This is a genomic window from Pseudomonas sp. REB1044 (assembly GCF_038813925.1).
Lineage (GTDB): Bacteria > Pseudomonadota > Gammaproteobacteria > Pseudomonadales > Pseudomonadaceae > Aquipseudomonas > Aquipseudomonas boreofloridensis.
Genome location: NZ_CP046139.1, coordinates 1,230,287 through 1,248,801, shown reverse-complemented (window position 1 = coordinate 1,248,801; position 18,515 = coordinate 1,230,287). Strand labels below are relative to the sequence as shown.

Here is an 18,515-nt window from a genome sequence, read left to right as displayed (position 1 = left end):
GTCGATCGAAGGGCGCAATTCTACTGCAAGCGCAGGACCGATGCGGTCAGTCGAAGGTGTGCAGGTCCATGCTTGCCACCACCCGCTCCTGCACCAGGTCGCCGAACAGCGTGAGGGTGGGCGAGGCGAAGTAGCGACTCATGGCCTGCTGGTCCTGCCAACTGCCGGTGAGCAGCCAGAGGTCGGCATCGGCCTGCGAGCGCTGCACGCTGAAGGCCAGGCAGCCGGGGCTGCGCTGCGAAGGCTCGAGCAGATCGCGCAGGCGCATGCCGAGTTCTGCCGAGCGGCCGCGGCTGGCACGGATGAAAGCCAAGTGGGTGACCGGTTGCTGCAGGGTCATGATCGATCTCCTTGAAAGCCGGCGAGACGGGAAAGCCAGGCTGCCAAGATTAGGATCCGCCCGATGCGGGGCGTTAGGCCAAAACTGCCGGTCGATTGCCTGATCCTGTCAGCGTGCAGGATCAGGCAATCGACCGGCAGTATCTGGCTAGCGCTTGGCGTTGCCCAAACCTATGCTGGCCCCGTCCCTGAAGGAATTCGACCATGACCACAGCCCTCGCCGCCCTCGATCCGACCCTGGAGCGCCAGCGTCAGGAACTCGCTGACCTGATCCTGCGGCACGCCGGCGATCCTCATGGACCGCCCTCGGCCATCGAGCAGTTGTACCTGTCACGCTACACCGACAACATCCGCTCCAAGCCCGGACTGGCGCTGCCCGCGCTGTGCGTAATGGCCCAGGGCAGCAAGAGCCTGTTCCTCGGTGATCAGCAGTATGCCTACGACCCCCTGCACTACATGGTGGTGTCGGTGGCCATGCCGATCAGTCGGGTGCGCCTGGACGCCAGCCCGCAACAGCCGGTGCTGGGCCTGCGCATTGACCTGGACGCCGCCGAGATCAGTCAGTTGATCGCCGAAAGCGGCCCGATGCTGGTGCCCAACGTGCAGTCCGGGCTCGGGCTGTACGTGGAGCGCACCGACCCGTCGCTGCTCGATGCCCTGCTGCGCTTGGTGCGCCTGCTCGACACCCCGCGTGATATCCCGATGCTTGCTCCGTTGTTTCGCCGCGAGATCCTTTATCGTCTGCTGCGCGGCCCGCAGGGGCATCGGCTGTACGAAATCGCCCTGGCCAACAGCCAGACGCACCGGGTGAGCCAGGCGATCACCTGGCTCAACCAGCATTTTCACTTACCGCTGCGCATCGAGGAGTTGGCCCGGGAAGTGAACCTGAGTACCTCGACCTTGCATCATCGGTTCAAGGCCGTGACCTCCATGAGCCCGCTGCAGTATCAAAAGCAACTGCGCCTGCAGGAGGCGCGGCGGCTGATGATCAATGATGGCCTGGAGGCCGCGGTGGCAGGTTACCGAGTGGGCTATGAAAGCCCTTCGCAGTTCAGCCGTGAGTACAGCCGGCTCTACGGCGCACCGCCGATCCGCGACATGGCGCGCTTGCGCTCGGGTGCCAGCTAGCGGCGAATCAGTAACCGACGGTGAAACGCTGACGCGAATGGGCCGGCTTCTCCAGCTCGTCGATCAGGGCGATGGCATAGTCGGCGAAGGTGATCCAGCTCCTGCCGTCGGCGCCGATCAGCAGATGGTCCAGGCCCAAGGTGTAGCGCCCGCTGCGCTCGCCTTCGACGAATTCGGCCGAGGGCGAGAGGAAGGTCCAGTCCAGCTCCGACGCTTGGCGCAGTGCGTCGAGAAAGCGTACCCCGGCACTCGCTTCGGCCTTGTAGGCGTTTGGAAAGTCAGGGCTGTCGATCACCCGTTGCCCGGACGGCAGTAGCAAACTACCGGCACCGCCGACCACCAGCAGGCGCTTGACCCCGGCGCGCTTGACCGGGCCGATGATTGCCTGGGGTTCGAGGGTGGAGAAATGCGCGGCACTCAACACCGCATCGACGCCGCTGACGGCCGCTTGCAGTGCGTCACCGTCTTTGGCGTCCAGCGCCTTGACCGTGACGCCTGGACGTCCTTGCAGCGACGACGGGTCGCGGGCGATGGCGACCACCTGATGGCCCCGGCGCACGGCCTCTTCCAGCAACTGGCTGCCGGCGCGGCCGGTGGCACCGATGATTGCGATCTTGCTCATGGGAAACACTCCATCAAGGTTGTAAGGGGTTACCACTTCATTTCACCTTTCGCGACCTTGGCGCTGAGCTCGAGCGAGCTTTCATCGGCCAGGTTCGGATAGCGCTGCTTCATGGCTGTGATCAGCGTCGCCGCATCGGCAGCCTTGGCGGTTTCGCTGTCGAAGGCGCGGATGTAATCGGCCGTGAAGCGCACGGCCTCCAGCGAGCGACTGCCCTGTCCCAGGTAATGGCCAGGGATCACCGTACGCGGCGCCAGGTGCTCGATGTGCGCCAGGGTCGCCAGCCAGTCGGTGTGGGATTGGGCTGACTGGGTGTCGGCCATCCACACATGGATGCCCTCGGACACCACCACACCGCCGACCACCGCTTTGATCGAAGGAATCCACACGAAACTACGGTCCGGCTGCGGCCCATCCAGGCCCATCACTTGCAAGGTCTGACCTTCCAGTTCCAGGCGATCGCCTTGCAGCACGTGCGGCACGATCAGCTTCGCGGGCTTGTCGTTGCCCATCTGCGGGCCCCAGTAAGCGAGCTTGGCTTCTCGGGTCTGGCGGATGTGCGCAACGGTAGCGGCGCAGGCCACCACCTTGGCTTTGGGGAAGGCGCGCGTCAGGGTGTCGAGACCGAAGTAGTAGTCCGGATCGCCATGGCTGATGTAGATGGTGGTCAGGCGCTTACCGCTGGCGCGCAGTCGCTGCACCACCTGCTCGGCCTGCGACTTGCCGAATTGGGCGTCGATCAGCACCGCGTCGTGTGCACCGCTGACGATCACCGAGCTGACCGGAAACAGTCCATCGTGGCCGGGGTGGTAGACGTCCAGTTGCAGGGCCGGTCCGGCCTGGGCGTACCCAGTCAAGGCGGCGCAGGCCAACAGCAGGGCGCGGAGGGAGGAAAGAACGGACATGCGAAGATCCTGTGAAAGAGAAGGATTGCGCACAGCTTAGTTGCCCAATTCGTTACAAAAAATGCGATGCTTGGACATAGTTTGTTTCTGAAATCGAGCGAATCATGGACCGTCTTACTGCCATGCGGGTGTTCGTCAATGTCGTCGATCTCGGCAGCCAATCGGCGGCTGCGGAGTATTTGCAACTGTCCAGGCCGGTCGTCTCGCGCTACCTGGCCGAACTGGAGACCTGGGTCGGCGCCCGCCTGATGCAACGCACCACGCGCAAGCTGAGCCTGACGGCGGCGGGCCAGGAAATCCTGCCGCGCTGTCGGCAAATGCTGGAGTTGGCGGGGGATCTGCAAAGCGCCGTGCGTCAGCCCGACGAAGCCCCTCGTGGCGAGTTGCGCATCAGCGTCAGTACCTCGTTCGGCTACGCGCAACTGGCCGACGCAGTCGCTGAGTACGTACACCGTTATCCCGGAGTGAAGGTGGAATTGCAGATGCTCGACCGGACGGTCAATTTGATCGAAGAGCGCATCGACCTGGCCATCCGCACCAGCAATGACCTGGACCCCAACCTGATCGCACGACGCCTGACCGTCTGCCGCTCGGTGGTCTGCGCCAGCCCCGCCTATCTCAGCGCCCACGGCGTACCCCAGCAGGTCGAGGATCTGGCCGCGCACAATTGCCTGACCCATGCCTACTTCGGCCATGGTGTATGGCATTTCGAGGTGAACGGGGAATCGGTGGCGGTGCCCGTGCAAGGCAACATCAGCGCCAACGAGGCACTGACCTTGCAGCGAGCGGCGCAGGCGGGTGCGGGCATCGCCATGCTGCCGACCTATCAGGCCGCCTCGGCCTTACGCAGCGGCGAACTGGTGAGCGTGCTGCCCCATGCGCGTCCACGTGAGCTGAACCTGCATGCGGTGTACACCTCGCGCAAGCACATGCCGGCGACCTTGCGCAGCATGCTGGACTTTCTTGCCCAACGCTTCGGCGACGACTCGGAATGGGACTGCGACTGAGCTGAATACAGGATCATTCAGCAGGAGTGGTAGCGCTCATCTGACCTATGCTTGCAGGTATCCCTGTAAGCATTGCAGGAGGTCGACAAGATGGGTATCAAATCCAGACGCTGCGTCATCGTCCTGGCCCTGGTGGCCGTGGCCGGGCTTTACGCCTCGGCCTGTTGGCGCGTCGAACTGCTGCGCAGCCAGCCCGCTAGCGCAGCCAGTTGCAGCCACGCACACTGCATACCGCACACCGCGACCTTGAGCGCCCTCAGGTAGCGCGGCAGTTGCCGCTCACTCCTCGACGCTCATGTACTCCTTGGCCCAGCGGATGTAATCCTCGGGCTGCGTATAGGTGTGCGAAAGCTCGGTGGCGCTGAGGTTCTCGGACTTGTTCTGCTGACCGCGCTGCAGGCGTAGGCAGTCGTAGGTTGCCTTGATGGCAGCGAAGTACGCCGCGTGACCGTCCACCACGATGCGCACGCCCAGGCGCGCCAGGCGCTCGTCGTCGCGCAGATTGGGGTTGCCGTAGCTGACCAGCATCAGCGGCACGCTCAGGTGCTGGCTGATCTGCTCCAGTTGCTCGAAATCCTTCACGCCAACCATGCAGATGCCATCGGCACCCGCCTTCTGGTAGCTCTGGGTGCGGAAGATGATTTCTTCGGTGCTCAGTACCCCGGCATTGGTACGGGCGATGATCGACAGCGAGGTGTCGACCCGCGCTTCGAGCGCTGCACGAATCTTGCCAACGCCCTCTTCCACGGAAATCAGGTCGGTGGACTTGCGACCGAATTGGGCCGGCAGCAGGGTGTCTTCGATGGTCAGCGCAGCGACACCGGCACGCTCCAGCTCAGTGACCGTGCGCATCACATTCAACGCATTGCCGTAGCCGTGGTCGGCGTCGGCCAGCACTGGCAGTTGAGCGACGCGGCCGATGCGGGTGGCCTGCTCGACGAATTCGCTGAGGGTGATCAGGGCGAAGTCAGGCGCGGCCAGTACCTGCAACGAGGCGACGGAACCACCGAGGATGCCGACCTCGAAGCCCAGGTCGGCGGCGATGCGTGCAGACATGGGATCGAACACGGACGCTGTGTGATAGCACGAACCTGAGGCGAGGAGTTCGCGAAAGGCAAAACGCAGATCTTGGTGGGACGCTTTGGGCATGGTCACTCCGCATGAAGATGGAATTCGAACTGGCTGACTACCGACTCCTGCCGGGAAACACGTTGCCGGGTGTGACTATGATCACAGGCACCATGCAGAGAGTGGAATAGACGGCGTGGGAATACGGCGATGCGGAAACCTGGAGCAATGTGCACCAAATGGGTGCAATCCAGTGTATTTCGGCTGCTTTGATCGCCCACGATATCACGCTGCCCTGATACTCCGGGTGAAAGCAGGTATGCCGATCGCGCATAGGCGATGCAGGTAGTACATAGGAAGCTACCTAACTCAGGTTACACTTTGCGACACGCTCGCCACGGCCCCGCACTTTTCATGAAGGCTGGCGACGCGCTTTTCTTCATCACCCGACCAGAAGGTGTGAACCGTGACCGCCGCCCTGCCCCCGCCGTCTTGCGCAGCGTGCTCAGCGCGCTGATGCTGGCGATTCTTCTCGGCGCCCTGGACCAGACCATCGTCGCCGTTTCCCTGCCCGCCATTTCCGCGCAGTTCAACGATGTGGGCCTGCTGGCCTGGGTGATTTCAGGCTATATGGTGGCCATGACCGTGGCGGTGCCCATCTACGGCAAGCTCGGCGACCTGTATGGTCGGCGCCGAATGATCCTCACCGGTACCGCCGTGTTCACCCTGGCCTCGATCGGCTGTGCCCTGGCGCAGAATATGGAGCAACTGGTGCTGGCGCGCGTGCTGCAAGGCATCGGCGCAGGCGGAATGGTCTCGGTGAGCCAGGCGATCATTGGCGATTTCGTGCCGCCACGTGAACGCGGGCGCTATCAAGGCTACTTCAGCAGCATGTATGCGCTGGCCAGCGTTGCCGGCCCGGTGCTGGGCGGCTGGCTCACCGCCTATCTATCGTGGCGCTGGGTGTTCTGGATCAACCTGCCGCTGGGCGTGTGCGCCTGGTGGGTGATCCGCCGCGCGTTGCAGGGAATGCCGGTCAGACGGCGGCAGGCGCAGGTCGACTACCTCGGCGCGCTGCTGCTGATCGTCGGGCTGGGCAGCCTGCTGCTGGGCATCACTTTGGTCGGCCAGGGCGCAGCCTGGACCGCACCGGCGGTGCTGGCCCTGTTCGGCTGCGCAGCGCTGGGCATGTCACTGTTCATCGCCCATGAACGGCGCTGCCCTGAGCCGCTGTTGCCCTTGAAACTGTTCGGCAATTGGGTGGCGGTGTTGTGCTGGTGTGTGATTTTCTTCGCCAGCTTCCAGTCGATTTCTTTAACCATGCTCATGCCGCTGCGCTTGCAGAGCATTACTGGGGCCGGGGCCGACAGCGCAGCACTGCATCTATTGCCTCTGGCCATGGGACTGCCGCTGGGGGCGTTCACCGGCGGCCGCCTGACCAGCCTCACCGGACGCTATAAACCGCAGATTCTGGCTGGCGCGGTGCTGATGCCGCTGGCGATCGTCGGCATGGCCCTGACCGCGCCGCAGTCCGTCTGGCTGAGCGGGGCGTTCATGCTGCTGACCGGCATCGCCTGCGGATTGCAGTTTCCCACTTCGCTGGTGGGCACGCAGAGCGCGGTGGACATCAAGGACATCGGCGTGGCCACCAGCACCACCAATCTGTTCCGCTCGTTAGGCGGTGCAATGGGCGTAGCCTGCATGTCCAGCCTGTTGCTGGCGCTGTTGCAGGTCGGCGGATTGCACAGCGTCGGTAATCCTTTGCTCGGCAGCCTCCAAGGTAGCGTGGCCGATGCGTCGAATCAGGCGCACCTGACGCAGACATTCAGCTATCTGCTGCTGGCCAGTGCAGGGGTCGCGGTGCTGGGGCTGGTCGCGGCGCTGGTATTGCCGGATCGACAGCTGCGCGGTCATGACTGAGAGCGCATCAGGATCGATAATCCCCCGTTAATCCTGCGGGGAAAGACTTCCTCACAAACCTTCACAAAGTCTTATTTGCGCAGCGCGGGGCTCAAGCGCAGCATATCCAGCCCTGCATCGACCCATTTGTCCGCATCGCGCAACAGCTCGAAGCTGTCCGGCAGTAGCAGCCAGCGCCCGATCAGACCGTCGATGTAGGCAAACATGGCGATGGCCGCCCGCTCGGTATCCAGATCGACGGGTAACTGGCCGCGCCGAGCGGCATTGGCCAAGGTTCTGCTGATGCCATCGTGGCATTCGGCGACAGCCTGCTGCCGTTGCTGGCGGATTTCACACATTTCATCGGTGAACTCGCACTTGTGATGCAAGATCTCATTGATGCGCCGGGTCCGGGCGTCGAGCACCAGCTCGCTGAACACTTGCACCAGCAGTTTGCGCATGCAGCCGAGCGGGTCGGGTTCGTCCTCGCTCTCGCCAGCGCGTGCCAGGTGGTCATGGGTTTCGTGCAGGCTGTCGAGCAACGCCTGCACCAGGTCGGCTTTGTTGCTGAAGTGCCAGTAGATCGCACCGCGGGTCACGCCGGCGATCTCGGCGATATCGGCCAGGGTGGTACGAGCGACGCCACGTTTGTAGAAGGCGCGCTCGGCCGCGTCGATGATCTGCGCGCGAGTCTCCTGTGCTTCCTCTTTGGTACGACGAACCATGGCAGCTCAACCTCATCAGAACCCCACGCGATGGGCGCGCGGGTTGTACCGGGCGCGCCTCTGCAGGGCGGGTCCCGAATGCATTGATCACGTACTGCGGTAGTAGCCTGATACCACCACCGCGCTATTTACAAACAACCATGAATGTAAGTATATTCGTTAGTAAGCTACTTATCCACCGAATAGCGTTTTTTCTGACAATACTCTTCCACTATTCTTGAGCTCCCCCTGCTCCTGCGACCCGAGGATCCTCATGCACTTCAAGCCAGCCGTTACCGCCCTGGTATCCGCCGTCGCCTTGGCCACCCTGCTCAGTGGCTGCAAGAAAGAAGAGGCCCCGCCTGCCGCGCAGACGCCTCAGGTCGGCGTCGTCACCTTGCAGCCCCAAGCCTTCACGCTGACGTCGGAACTGCCGGGGCGTACCAGCGCCTACCGCGTGGCCGAAGTTCGGCCACAGGTCAACGGCATCATTCTCAAGCGCCTGTTCAAGGAAGGCAGCGACGTCAAGGAAGGGCAGCAGCTCTACCAGATCGACCCTGCGGTGTACGAAGCCAACCTGAGCAATGCCCAGGCCAACCTGCAGGCCACGCGCTCGCTGGCCGGGCGCTACAAGCAGTTGATCGATGAGCAGGCGGTGTCCAAGCAGGAATACGACGACGCCAATGCCAAGCGTCTGCAGGCCGAGGCCACACTCAAGAGCGCGCAGATCGACCTGCGCTACACCAAGGTACTGGCACCGATCAGCGGCCGCATCGGTCGCTCGGCGGTCACTGAAGGCGCGCTGGTGAGCAATGGCCAGAGCAACGCCCTGGCCACTATCCAGCAACTCGACCCGATCTACGTCGACGTTACCCAGTCCACCGCCGAACTGCTCAAGCTGCGCCGCGACCTGGAGAGCGGGCAGTTGCAGAAAGCCGGCGAGAACGCCGCCAAGGTCCAGCTCATTCTCGAAGATGGCAGCACGTTCGCGCGCGAAGGTCGCCTGGAGTTTTCCGAGGTCTCGGTCGACGAGTCCACCGGTTCCGTGACCCTGCGCGCCGTCTTCCCCAACCCGGACCACACGCTGCTGCCAGGCATGTTCGTGCATGCGCGCCTGCAGGCTGGGGTCAACGCCAATGCGATCCTGGCGCCCCAGCAAGGGGTGACCCGCGACCTCAAGGGCGCGGCCACCGCGTTGGTGGTGAACCAGGACAACAAGGTCGAACTGCGCCAGCTCAAGGCGACCCGCACCTTGGGCAACGAGTGGTTGGTCGAGGATGGCCTGAAGGCAGGCGACCGCCTGATCACCGAAGGTCTGCAGTACGTGCGTCCAGGTGCCGAGGTCAAGGTCAGCGAGGCCACCAACGTCAAGAAGCCGGGCAGCCCTGACCAGCCCAACTCGGCGAAAGCAGACGCCAAAGCGGAGTAAACCATGTCGAAGTTCTTTATCGATCGCCCGATCTTCGCCTGGGTGATCGCCTTGGTGATCATGCTGGTCGGGGCCCTGGCAATCCTCAAGCTGCCGATCAACCAGTATCCCAGCATCGCGCCGCCGGCCATCGCCATCGCCGTGACCTACCCGGGCGCCTCCGCGCAGACCGTGCAGGACACCGTGGTGCAGGTCATCGAGCAGCAGCTCAACGGCATCGACAACCTGCGTTACGTGTCCTCGGAGAGCAACTCCGACGGCAGCATGACCATCACCGCGACGTTCGAGCAGGGCACCAACGCCGATACGGCGCAGGTCCAGGTGCAGAACAAGCTCAACCTGGCCACGCCCCTGCTGCCACAGGAAGTACAACAGCAAGGTATCCGCGTCACCAAGGCGGTGAAGAACTTCTTGCTGGTGATCGGCCTGGTGTCCGAAGACGGCAGCATGACCAAGGACGACCTGGCCAACTACATCGTCTCCAACATGCAGGATCCGATCTCGCGTACCGCCGGTGTCGGTGACTTCCAGGTGTTCGGTGCACAGTACGCCATGCGTATCTGGCTCGACCCGGCCAAGCTCAACAAATACCAACTGACCCCGGTAGACGTGCGCACGGCCGTGACCGCGCAAAACGTCCAAGTGTCCTCAGGGCAACTGGGCGGCCTGCCTGCCATGCCTGGCACCCAGCTCAACGCGACCATCATCGGCAAGACCCGCCTGCAGACCGCCGAGCAGTTCGAGAAGATCCTGCTGAAGGTCAACAACGACGGTTCGCAAGTGCGCCTGGGTGACGTGGCCAAGGTTGGCCTGGGCGGCGAAAACTATGCCGTCAGCGCCCAGTTCAACGGCAAGCCGGCCTCCGGACTGGCAGTCAAGCTGGCTACTGGCGCAAACGCCCTGGATACCGCCAAGGCGCTGCGCAAGACCGTGCAGGACCTGGAGCCTTTCTTCCCGCCAGGGGTCAAGGCGGTGTTCCCGTATGACACCACCCCGGTGGTCACCGAATCGATCAGCGGCGTGATCCACACCCTGATCGAAGCGGTGGTGCTGGTGTTCCTGGTGATGTACCTGTTCCTGCAGAACTTCCGCGCCACCATCATCACCACGATGACCGTACCGGTGGTCCTGCTGGGCACCTTCGGCATCCTTGCCGCAGCGGGTTTCAGCATCAACACCCTGACCATGTTCGCCATGGTGCTGGCCATCGGCTTGCTGGTGGACGACGCCATCGTCGTGGTGGAAAACGTCGAACGGGTGATGTCCGAGGAAGGGTTGCCGCCCAAGGAGGCGACCAAACGCTCGATGGAGCAGATCCAGGGCGCCCTGGTGGGTATCGCCCTGGTGCTGTCGGCGGTATTGCTGCCCATGGCCTTCTTCGGCGGTTCCACTGGCGTGATCTACCGGCAGTTCTCCATCACCATCGTCTCGGCCATGGGTCTGTCGGTGCTGGTGGCACTGGTCTTCACCCCAGCGCTGTGCGCAACCATGCTCAAGCCGCTGAAAAAAGGCGAGCACCACACGGCCAAGGGTGGTTTCTTCGGTTGGTTCAACCGCAACTTCGATCGCAGCGTACAAGGCTATGAACGCAGCGTCGGCGGTATCCTGCGCAACAAGATCCCGTTTTTGCTGGCCTACGTGTTGATCGTGGTGGGCATGATCTGGCTGTTCATGCGTATCCCCACCGCATTCCTGCCCGAAGAAGACCAGGGCGTGCTGTTCGCCCAGGCGCAGACGCCGGCCGGCTCCAGTGCCGAGCGCACCCAGGCGGTGGTCGACCAGATGCGCGAGTACCTGCTCAAGGACGAAGCCGACACCGTGTCGTCGGTGTTCACCGTGACCGGCTTCAACTTCGCCGGCCGCGGCCAGAGCTCGGGCATGGCCTTCATCATGCTCAAGCCCTGGGGCGAGCGCTCGTCGGAGAACAGCGTCTTCAACCTGTCGACCCGTGCGCAGCAGCACTTCTTCGGCTTCCGCGATGCCATGGTATTCGCCTTCGCCCCGCCTGCGGTACTGGAGCTGGGTAACGCAACCGGCTTCGACGTCTTCCTTCAGGACCGTGCTGGTGTCGGCCACGAGAAACTCATGGAAGCGCGCAACCAGTTCCTCGCCAAGGCCTCGCAGAGCAAGATCCTGGCCGGGGTACGCCCGAATGGCCTGAACGATGAACCGCAGTACCAACTGATCGTCGACGACGAACGCGCCAGCGCTTTGGGCGTGACCATCGCCGATATCAACAACACCCTGTCGATCGCCCTCGGCGGCAGCTACGTCAACGACTTCATCGATCGCGGCCGGGTCAAGAAGGTGTACATCCAGGGTGAAGCCAATGCCCGCATGAGCCCGGAAGACCTGCAGAAGTGGTACGTGCGCAACGGCAAGGGCGAAATGGTGCCGTTCTCCTCCTTCGCCAAAGGTGAATGGACCTACGGCTCGCCGAAACTCTCGCGCTACAACGGCGTGGAAGCGGTCGAGGTGCTCGGCGCACCGGCGCCCGGTTACAGCACCGGTGAGGCGATGGCCGAGGTCGAACGCATCATTGGCGAGTTGCCAAGCGGTGTGGGCTTCTCCTGGACCGGCATGTCCTACGAGGAAAAACTCTCTGGCTCGCAAATGCCCGCGCTGTTCGCCCTGTCGCTGCTGTTCGTGTTCCTCTGCCTGGCAGCGCTGTACGAAAGCTGGTCGATTCCGATCGCCGTGGTCCTGGTAGTGCCCCTGGGCATCATCGGTGCGCTGATCGCCACCAGCTTGCGCGGCCTCTCCAACGACGTCTATTTCCTGGTCGGACTGCTGACCACGATCGGCCTGGCGGCGAAGAACGCCATCCTGATCGTCGAGTTCGCCAAGGAGCTGCACGAACAGGGCAAGAGCCTGTACGACGCGGCAATCGAGGCGTGCCGCATGCGTCTGCGCCCTATCATTATGACCTCGCTGGCGTTCATCCTCGGCGTGGTACCGTTGACCATCGCCAGCGGCGCCGGTGCGGGCAGCCAGCATGCCATCGGTACCGGCGTGATCGGCGGCATGATCAGCGCAACCGTGCTGGCGATCTTCTGGGTACCGCTATTCTTCGTCGCAGTGTCGTCGCTGTTCGGCAGCAAAGAGCCGGAACACGACTTCACCCCTGAAACTCCACGTAATGAGGCTGGGCAATGACCAAGTCTTTGCTGTCCCTGACAGTCACCGCGTTCATTCTCGGCGGCTGCTCGCTGATTCCCGATTACAAGACCCCGGACGCTCCGGTGCCCGCGCAGTGGCCACAAGGCCCGGCCTACTCGCCGACCGAGTCGGCCGACGTGGCCGCCGCCGAGCAGGGCTGGCGCCAGTTCTTCAACGACCCGGCGCTGCAGAAGCTGATCCAGACCGCGCTGGTCAACAACCGCGACCTGCGCGTGGCGGCGTTGAACATCGACGCCTACCGTGCGCAGTACCGCATTCAGCGCGCCGACCTGTTCCCGGCGGTGTCGGCCACCGGCAGCGGCAGTCGCCAGCGAGTGCCAGCGAACATGTCGCAGACTGGCAACTCGAACATCAACAGCCAGTACTCGGCGACCCTCGGGGTCAGCGCTTACGAGCTGGACCTGTTCGGCCGCGTACGCAGCCTCAGCGAGCAGGCCCTGGAAATCTACCTGTCCAGCGAACAGGCACGGCGCTCCACGCAAATCAGCCTGGTGGCCAGCGTGGCCAATGCCTACTACACCTGGCAGGCCGATAAGGCGCTGCTGGTGTTGACCCAGGACACGCTGAAGAACTACGAAGAAAGCTTCAACCTGACCCGTCGCAGCAACGAGGTGGGGGTGGCGTCAGCGCTCGACCTGAGCCAGGCGCGCACCGCCGTCGAAGGCGCACGGGTCAAGCTGTCGCAGTACCAACGCCTGGTGGCGCAGGACCTCAACAGCCTGACCGTGCTGCTGGGTACCGGCGTGCCGAGCGATCTGCCGGCTCCGCTCAAGCTCGATGCCGACCAGCTCGCCCAAGTGCCGGCCGGCCTGCCGTCGGACCTGTTGCAACGCCGGCCTGACATCCAGGAAGCCGAGCATCAGCTCAAGGCCGCCAACGCCAACATCGGCGCGGCGCGCGCGGCGTTCTTCCCGAGCATCAGCCTGACCGCCAATGCTGGCACCCTGAGCCCGGACATGGGCGGCCTATTCAAGGGCGGCTCGGGCACCTGGCTGTTCCAGCCGCAGATCAACCTGCCGATCTTCAACGCCGGCAGCCTGCGCGCCAGCCTGGACTACTCGAAGATCCAGAAGGACATCAACGTCGCCAAGTACGAAAAGACCATTCAGACGGCCTTCCAGGAAGTCTCCGATGGCCTGGCGGCACGCAAGACCTTCGAGGAACAGTTGCAGGCCCAGCGCGATCTGGTGGCGGCCAACCAGGACTACTACCGCCTGGCCGAGCGCCGCTACCGCATCGGTATCGACAGCAACCTGACCTTCCTCGACGCCCAGCGCAACCTGTTCAGTGCCCAGCAGTCGCTGATCAGCGATCGTCTGTCGCAGTTGACCAGCGAGGTCAACCTGTACAAGGCCTTGGGCGGTGGCTGGTACGAGCGCACCGGTCAGGCCAATCAACAGGCTTCGATGCAGGCGCCCAAGGGCTGAGTGATCAGCCTTCGACACAGAGCCCACCCTTGCGGTGGGCTTTTTGTTGTCCGGTTTTCAGCGACCGCCTGCCGCCTGTGACAGCGGTTCGCCGCAGCGATGTCTGCGCGTCTACGCCCTGACGCGCTGGAGCGCAACAATACGTTCGATTACCGCCCCATTCCGCTCGACACGAATTGCCTGGCGCCAAGCCCATCACGCACCATCGGCTACGCAACGTTGCACAAGTTCTCAAGAAAAGCGTCGACCTATGGGCACTCCCGTAGGGCCTCGGCTCGCCCAATAAAAACAAGAGATCCAAGACAGATGAGCATTCTGCAACCTGCACGCCCGTTGCTGCCGGGCCTTCTGGCCCTGTCCTGCACCCTGCCCGCCTTCGCTGACGACGGCGGTTTCGCAGAGGATGCCAAGGCCGCTCTCAACCTGCGCAACTTGTACATCAACCGCAATTTCGTCGATCCGGCCAGAGCTCAGGGCAAGGCCGAGGAATGGACACAAAGCTTCATCCTCGATGCCCGCTCGGGCTTCACCCAAGGAACCGTGGGCTTCGGTGTCGATGTGCTGGGGCTGTACTCGCTCAAACTCGATGGCGGCAAGGGCACGGCCGGCACGCAACTGCTGCCGGTGCACGACGATGGCCGACCGGCGGATGACTTCGGTCGCCTGGGCGTAGCGCTGAAGGCGCGGGTTTCGCAAACCGAACTCAAAGTCGGTGAGTGGATGCCGGTATTGCCGATCCTGCGTTCGGACGACGGCCGCTCGCTGCCGCAGACGTTCCGCGGCGGTCAGATCACCTCCAAGGAGATCGCCGGCCTGACCCTCTACGGCGGCCAGTTCCGCGGCAACAGCCCGCGCAATGATGCCAGCATGGAGGATATGGCGCTGTTCAGCCGCCCTGGCTTCACCTCCGACCGCTTCAACTTCGCCGGCGGCGAGTACAGCTTCAACGACAAGCGCACCCAAGTCGGGCTGTGGCATGCCCAGCTCAAGGACATCTACCAGCAGCAGTACCTCAACCTGATCCACAGCCAACCCCTGGGCGACTGGACCCTGGGCGCCAACCTGGGCTACTTCATCGGCAAGGACGACGGTGCCGCCCGCGCCGGCAGTCTGGACAACCGCACGGCGTCGGCGATGCTCTCGGCGCGCTACCAGGGCCACACGTTCTATGTCGGCCTGCAGAAGGTCAGCGGCGACACCGAGTGGATGCGGGTCAATGGCACCAGCGGGGGCACCCTGGCCAACGACAGTTACAACGCCAGCTTCGACAATGCCAAGGAGCGCTCCTGGCAGGTCCGTCACGACTTCAACTTCGCCACCGTCGGGATCCCTGGGCTGACCCTGATGAACCGCTACATCAAAGGCGACAACGTACAGACCGGCACGGTCACCGATGGCAAGGAATGGGCGCGGGAAACCGAGTTGGCCTACGTCATCCAGTCCGGCACTTTCAAGGACCTCTCGCTGCGCTGGCGTAACTCCAGCATGCGGCGTGACTTCAACACCAACTCGTTCGACGAGAACCGTCTGATCCTCAACTATCCGTTGAGCCTGCTCTGACAGGCGCGAAATCGCTACAGCGAGTCGCAAGCAGGCTATTCTGATGGGCAGCACTCACTTGTCCTAAAGGCGACAAGGGATCCTGCCCTGATGGAGGCACAACCATGAAGACCCTCGTCGAACACCTGAGTCAGTACGCGGCCTACCACCGTGACCCGCGCAACATCACCACCCACTTCGTCGGCATTCCGCTGATCGTGCTGGCGGTCAGCATCCTGTTGTCCAGGCCCGGCTGGAGCGTGGCGGGCCTCTGGTTGTCTCCGGCATTGCTGGTCGCGGCGGCTTCGGTGTGGTTCTACTTGCGCCTGGACCTGCGCTGGGGGCTGCTCATGGGCACATTGCTGGGGCTGTGCCTATGGGCAGGGCAATGGCTGGCGCAACAACAAACCGGCCTGTGGCTGAGCATTGGCCTGGGCCTGTTCGTGGTGGGCTGGATGATCCAGTTCATCGGCCACGCCTACGAAGGACGCAAGCCAGCCTTCGTCGACGACCTGAGCGGCCTGATCATCGGGCCGCTGTTCGTGGTGGCGGAATTGGCCTTCATGCTTGGCCTGTGCCCCGACCTGAAACGCGCCGTGGAGGCCAATGCCGGGCCGGTGGCGATACGCCGCAAACCCGCAGCGGCGTAACCGTTCACTGGCGTCGGCTGGCAAGCACGCATGGCCGACGTTGCGCCCTACTCGCGCGATTCGACGCCCAGCTCGTCCCACACCGACTCGGCCAGGTGGAACGTGGCATTGGCCGCCGGAATGCCGCAGTAGATTGCGCTCTGCATCAGCACTTCCTTGATTTCCTCACGGGTCACGCCGTTGTTGGCGGCCGCGCGCAGGTGCAGCTTAAGTTCATCATTGCGGTTCATGCCGATGAGCATGGCGATGGTGATCAGGCTACGGGTGTGGCGCGGCAGCCCTGGGCGGGTCCAGATGTCGCCCCAGGCGTGCCGGGTGATCATTTCCTGGAACTCGCCGTTGAAGTCGTTGAGCTTCTCCAGACTGCGGTCCACGTGGGCGTCGCCCAGCACCGCGCGGCGCACGTGCATGCCGGCGTCGTAGCGTTGTTTTTCGTCCATGGGGCGCTCCTCAGTGGGCCAGCAGAAAATCGAGCACGCAACGGCTGAACGGCTCGCCGACTTCGACGTTGGACAGGTGCGCGGCCTGGAAGCCAGCGTATTGCGCCCCCGCGACATGCGCCTGGATGAATTGCCCGCCCGACGGTGGCGTGACCGCATCGGCTTCGCCGGAAATCACCAGCAGCGGCACCGCGATGGCGCCCAACTGGTCACGGAAATCGGCATCGCGCACAGCCGCGCAATTGGCCGCATACCCTTGCGGCGAAGTGCTGGCCAGCATCTCGGTGATGCGTGAAACCTGCTCGCCATGGGCCGCCGACCACGCCGGCGTGAACCAGCGCTCGATGGAGGCATCGCGCAGGCCACGCATGGCCGCCGCGCCGTCTCGCAGCACCGTTTCGATGCGCGGGTTCCAGGTGTCCGGCGAGCCGATCTTCGCCGCCGTATTGCACACCACCAGGCGCAGCAGGCGCTCACCGGCGTGAATGCCCAGCCACTGGCCGATCAACCCGCCCATCGACAGGCCGCAGAAGTGCGCGCGCTGGATGTGCAGGCCATCGAGCAAGGCCAGCACATCATGGCCCAGTTGTTCGATGCTGTACGGGCCTTCGGTGACCTGCGAGTCGCCGTGGCCGCGGGTGTCGTAGCGCAGCACGCGAAAATGCGGGGTCCACAACGGCATCTGGGTGTCCCACATGTGCAGGTCGGTGCCCAGCGAGTTGGACAACACCAGCACCGGGGCATGCTCGGGGCCGTCGAGTCGGTAGTTCAGTACGCCATCGGGCAGTTGCAAATGCGCCACAGCGGTCTCCTTCAGACAGTCAAACGTTGATGTTCAGCCACTGCGCGCGCCACCCAGACACGGGCCTGACCGAGGTAGTGGGCGGGATCGAGCAAACGGTCGAGTTCTTCGCCGCTGAGTTGCTCGGTCACCTGGCGTTCATCGCCGAGCACGGCGCGCAGGTGGCGCCCCTCGGCCACGGCGCGCTGGCAGCACTGTTCCAGCAAATGGTGGGCGGTATCGCGCCCCAGGCGTTGCGCCAGCACGATGCTCACCGCCTCGGCCAGCACCAGACCTTGGGTCAGTTCCAGGTTGCGGCCCATACGCTCGGCGTCCACCTCCATGCCCTCGGCGATCAGCCGTGCCTGCTGCAGCGCGCCAGACACTAGGCAGCAGATCTCCGGCAGGGTTTCCCACTCGGCATGCCACAAGCCAAGGCTACGCTCGTGCTCCTGGGGCATGGCGGCGAACAGCGTCGAGAGCAGGCCGGGCACGCGGGTCGCGGCGCCGATCAACACCGCCGCGCCTACTGGATTGCGCTTGTGCGGCATGGTCGAGGAGCCGCCTTTGCCGGGCGCCGAAGGCTCGAACAGTTCACCGGCCTCGGTCTGCATCAGCAGGCTGACGTCGCGGCCGAACTTACCCAGGCTGCCGGCGATCAGGCCCAGCACCGAGGCGAACTCCACCAGCCGATCGCGCTGGGTGTGCCAAGGCTGTTCGGGCGAATTCAGGCGAAGTTGCGCGGCCAGCGCTTCGGCCACCGGCAGCGCCTTGCTGCCCAGCGCGGCCAGGCTGCCGGAGGCGCCACCAAACTGCAGGCAGGTCAGGCGCGGGCGCAGTTCGCGCAGGCGCTGGCGGTGACGCGTCAGCGCACCCAGGACACCGGCCAGTTTCATGCCCAGGGTCACAGGCGTTGCATGCTGCAGCCAGGTGCGCCCCACCAGCGGCGTATCGGCATGCTGCAGGGCCTGCCGGGCCAGGGCCTCGGCCAACCCAGCCAGCTCGACTTCGATCAGGTCCAGCGCGTCACGCAATTGCAGCACCAGGCCAGTGTCCATGGCGTCCTGGCTGGTGGCGCCTAAGTGGACGTAACGCTCGGCCTCGGGCACACCGCTGGCGACCACTTTGCCCAGCGCCTTGACCAACGGAATGGCCGAATTGCCGGCCACCGCGATGGCCTGGGCCAGGGCCTGGACATCGTAGCGCTCGGCCTTGCACGCGGCCTCGATGGCCGGCACCGCCGTGTGCGGTACCAGCCCGACACTCGCCTCGGCGCGGGCCAGGGCCGCCTCGAAGTCGAGCATGCCCTGTAGCCGGCCACGGTCGGAGAAAATCGCGCGCATCGCCGGGGTGGTGAAGTAAAGATCGAATAGCTGGTTATCCGCCTGACTCATCGA

The 18,515-nt window shown here is 63.9% G+C and carries 17 protein-coding genes; 9 read left to right on the top strand and 8 right to left on the bottom strand.

Features of this window, described 5'->3' with window-relative positions; translation table 11 throughout:
- Window positions 1-46: 46 nt before the first annotated feature.
- Window positions 47-340, bottom strand: coding sequence for an antibiotic biosynthesis monooxygenase (locus GKC70_RS05790; protein ID WP_029615039.1), 294 nt, complete (start codon window positions 338-340; stop codon window positions 47-49).
- Window positions 341-543: 203 nt separating this feature from the next.
- On the opposite strand from GKC70_RS05790, the gene GKC70_RS05785 reads away from it, so the two are divergent.
- On the top strand, window positions 544-1,467 hold the full coding sequence (locus tag GKC70_RS05785) for an AraC family transcriptional regulator (RefSeq protein WP_039579648.1): 924 nt from the start codon (window positions 544-546) through the stop codon (window positions 1,465-1,467).
- A 7-nt stretch (window positions 1,468-1,474) separates the two neighbouring features.
- On the opposite strand, the gene GKC70_RS05780 is transcribed toward GKC70_RS05785, so the two are convergent.
- Together GKC70_RS05780 and GKC70_RS05775 are read right to left on the bottom strand one after the other, a co-directional pair.
- The gene (locus GKC70_RS05780; protein WP_342650719.1) at window positions 1,475-2,089 is read right to left on the bottom strand and encodes an NAD(P)-dependent oxidoreductase; all 615 of its coding nucleotides are present in this window, start codon (window positions 2,087-2,089) and stop codon (window positions 1,475-1,477) included.
- Between the two features lie 29 nt (window positions 2,090-2,118).
- Window positions 2,119-2,994, bottom strand: a complete 876-nt coding sequence (locus tag GKC70_RS05775; RefSeq protein WP_342650718.1) for an MBL fold metallo-hydrolase — start codon at window positions 2,992-2,994, stop codon at window positions 2,119-2,121.
- A 104-nt stretch (window positions 2,995-3,098) separates the two neighbouring features.
- On the opposite strand from GKC70_RS05775, the gene GKC70_RS05770 reads away from it, so the two are divergent.
- Both GKC70_RS05770 and GKC70_RS05765 read left to right on the top strand, forming a co-directional pair.
- Entirely contained in the window at window positions 3,099-4,001 is a 903-nt protein-coding gene (locus GKC70_RS05770) for a LysR family transcriptional regulator (RefSeq protein ID WP_342650717.1), read from the top strand.
- Between the two features lie 90 nt (window positions 4,002-4,091).
- Window positions 4,092-4,265 (top strand): hypothetical protein, encoded by a 174-nt coding sequence (locus GKC70_RS05765; protein ID WP_162889558.1) that lies wholly within the window; start codon window positions 4,092-4,094, stop codon window positions 4,263-4,265.
- A gap of 15 nt (window positions 4,266-4,280) precedes the next feature.
- Here the strand turns inward: GKC70_RS05765 and GKC70_RS05760 are convergent, their stop codons facing one another.
- A complete protein-coding gene (locus GKC70_RS05760) occupies window positions 4,281-5,150 on the bottom strand; it encodes an oxaloacetate decarboxylase (protein WP_039579656.1) in 870 nt (289 codons plus the stop codon).
- Between the two features lie 435 nt (window positions 5,151-5,585).
- Between GKC70_RS05760 and GKC70_RS05755 the strand changes: the two genes are divergently transcribed.
- Window positions 5,586-6,989 (top strand): MDR family MFS transporter, encoded by a 1,404-nt coding sequence (locus GKC70_RS05755; protein ID WP_342651474.1) that lies wholly within the window; start codon window positions 5,586-5,588, stop codon window positions 6,987-6,989.
- A gap of 71 nt (window positions 6,990-7,060) precedes the next feature.
- Here GKC70_RS05755 and GKC70_RS05750 read toward each other — a convergent pair whose 3' ends face one another.
- Window positions 7,061-7,693 carry a TetR family transcriptional regulator gene (locus tag GKC70_RS05750; protein WP_029612890.1) on the bottom strand — a complete coding sequence of 211 codons (633 nt, stop codon included), beginning with the start codon at window positions 7,691-7,693 and terminating at the stop codon, window positions 7,061-7,063.
- Between the two features lie 253 nt (window positions 7,694-7,946).
- On the opposite strand from GKC70_RS05750, the gene GKC70_RS05745 reads away from it, so the two are divergent.
- From GKC70_RS05745 to GKC70_RS05725, 5 genes are all read left to right on the top strand, one after another.
- Complete coding sequence (locus GKC70_RS05745; RefSeq protein WP_342650716.1) at window positions 7,947-9,101, top strand: efflux RND transporter periplasmic adaptor subunit; 1,155 nt, start codon at window positions 7,947-7,949, stop codon at window positions 9,099-9,101.
- A 3-nt stretch (window positions 9,102-9,104) separates the two neighbouring features.
- On the top strand, window positions 9,105-12,257 hold the full coding sequence (gene ttgB / locus GKC70_RS05740; RefSeq protein WP_342650715.1) for a multidrug efflux RND transporter permease subunit TtgB: 3,153 nt from the start codon (window positions 9,105-9,107) through the stop codon (window positions 12,255-12,257).
- Window positions 12,254-13,708, top strand: a complete 1,455-nt coding sequence (locus tag GKC70_RS05735) for an AdeC/AdeK/OprM family multidrug efflux complex outer membrane factor (protein WP_342650714.1) — start codon at window positions 12,254-12,256, stop codon at window positions 13,706-13,708. Before ttgB ends, GKC70_RS05735 begins: the two co-directional genes overlap by 4 nt.
- 306 nt (window positions 13,709-14,014) lie before the next feature.
- A complete protein-coding gene (locus GKC70_RS05730; RefSeq protein WP_342650713.1) occupies window positions 14,015-15,268 on the top strand; it encodes an OprD family porin in 1,254 nt (417 codons plus the stop codon).
- A gap of 104 nt (window positions 15,269-15,372) precedes the next feature.
- Window positions 15,373-15,897, top strand: coding sequence for an Mpo1-like protein (locus GKC70_RS05725; protein ID WP_342650712.1), 525 nt, complete (start codon window positions 15,373-15,375; stop codon window positions 15,895-15,897).
- Window positions 15,898-15,944: 47 nt separating this feature from the next.
- Here the strand turns inward: GKC70_RS05725 and pcaC are convergent, their stop codons facing one another.
- From pcaC to GKC70_RS05710, 3 genes are read right to left on the bottom strand one after another with little or no spacing between them, the layout of a single operon-like run.
- On the bottom strand, window positions 15,945-16,337 hold the full coding sequence (pcaC, locus tag GKC70_RS05720) for a 4-carboxymuconolactone decarboxylase (RefSeq protein ID WP_116888925.1): 393 nt from the start codon (window positions 16,335-16,337) through the stop codon (window positions 15,945-15,947).
- Window positions 16,338-16,347: 10 nt separating this feature from the next.
- Window positions 16,348-17,139, bottom strand: coding sequence for a 3-oxoadipate enol-lactonase (pcaD, locus tag GKC70_RS05715; RefSeq protein ID WP_342650711.1), 792 nt, complete (start codon window positions 17,137-17,139; stop codon window positions 16,348-16,350).
- An 11-nt stretch (window positions 17,140-17,150) separates the two neighbouring features.
- Window positions 17,151-18,512 (bottom strand): 3-carboxy-cis,cis-muconate cycloisomerase, encoded by a 1,362-nt coding sequence (locus tag GKC70_RS05710; RefSeq protein WP_342650710.1) that lies wholly within the window; start codon window positions 18,510-18,512, stop codon window positions 17,151-17,153.
- Between the last annotated feature and the right edge of the window lie 3 nt (window positions 18,513-18,515).

Coding starts and splice junctions, on each gene's coding strand:
- GKC70_RS05770 (WP_342650717.1), top strand. CDS start 3,099: ATGGACCGTCTTACTGCCATGCGGGTGTTCGTCAATGTCGTCGATCTC.
- GKC70_RS05750 (WP_029612890.1), bottom strand. CDS start 7,693: ATGGTTCGTCGTACCAAAGAGGAAGCACAGGAGACTCGCGCGCAGATC.
- GKC70_RS05755 (WP_342651474.1), top strand. CDS start 5,586: ATGCTGGCGATTCTTCTCGGCGCCCTGGACCAGACCATCGTCGCCGTT.
- GKC70_RS05745 (WP_342650716.1), top strand. CDS start 7,947: ATGCACTTCAAGCCAGCCGTTACCGCCCTGGTATCCGCCGTCGCCTTG.
- GKC70_RS05760 (WP_039579656.1), bottom strand. CDS start 5,150: ATGCCCAAAGCGTCCCACCAAGATCTGCGTTTTGCCTTTCGCGAACTC.
- GKC70_RS05765 (WP_162889558.1), top strand. CDS start 4,092: ATGGGTATCAAATCCAGACGCTGCGTCATCGTCCTGGCCCTGGTGGCC.
- pcaC (WP_116888925.1), bottom strand. CDS start 16,337: ATGGACGAAAAACAACGCTACGACGCCGGCATGCACGTGCGCCGCGCG.
- GKC70_RS05775 (WP_342650718.1), bottom strand. CDS start 2,994: ATGTCCGTTCTTTCCTCCCTCCGCGCCCTGCTGTTGGCCTGCGCCGCC.
- GKC70_RS05785 (WP_039579648.1), top strand. CDS start 544: ATGACCACAGCCCTCGCCGCCCTCGATCCGACCCTGGAGCGCCAGCGT.
- GKC70_RS05790 (WP_029615039.1), bottom strand. CDS start 340: ATGACCCTGCAGCAACCGGTCACCCACTTGGCTTTCATCCGTGCCAGC.
- GKC70_RS05780 (WP_342650719.1), bottom strand. CDS start 2,089: ATGAGCAAGATCGCAATCATCGGTGCCACCGGCCGCGCCGGCAGCCAG.
- GKC70_RS05735 (WP_342650714.1), top strand. CDS start 12,254: ATGACCAAGTCTTTGCTGTCCCTGACAGTCACCGCGTTCATTCTCGGC.
- GKC70_RS05710 (WP_342650710.1), bottom strand. CDS start 18,512: ATGAGTCAGGCGGATAACCAGCTATTCGATCTTTACTTCACCACCCCG.
- ttgB (WP_342650715.1), top strand. CDS start 9,105: ATGTCGAAGTTCTTTATCGATCGCCCGATCTTCGCCTGGGTGATCGCC.
- GKC70_RS05725 (WP_342650712.1), top strand. CDS start 15,373: ATGAAGACCCTCGTCGAACACCTGAGTCAGTACGCGGCCTACCACCGT.
- GKC70_RS05730 (WP_342650713.1), top strand. CDS start 14,015: ATGAGCATTCTGCAACCTGCACGCCCGTTGCTGCCGGGCCTTCTGGCC.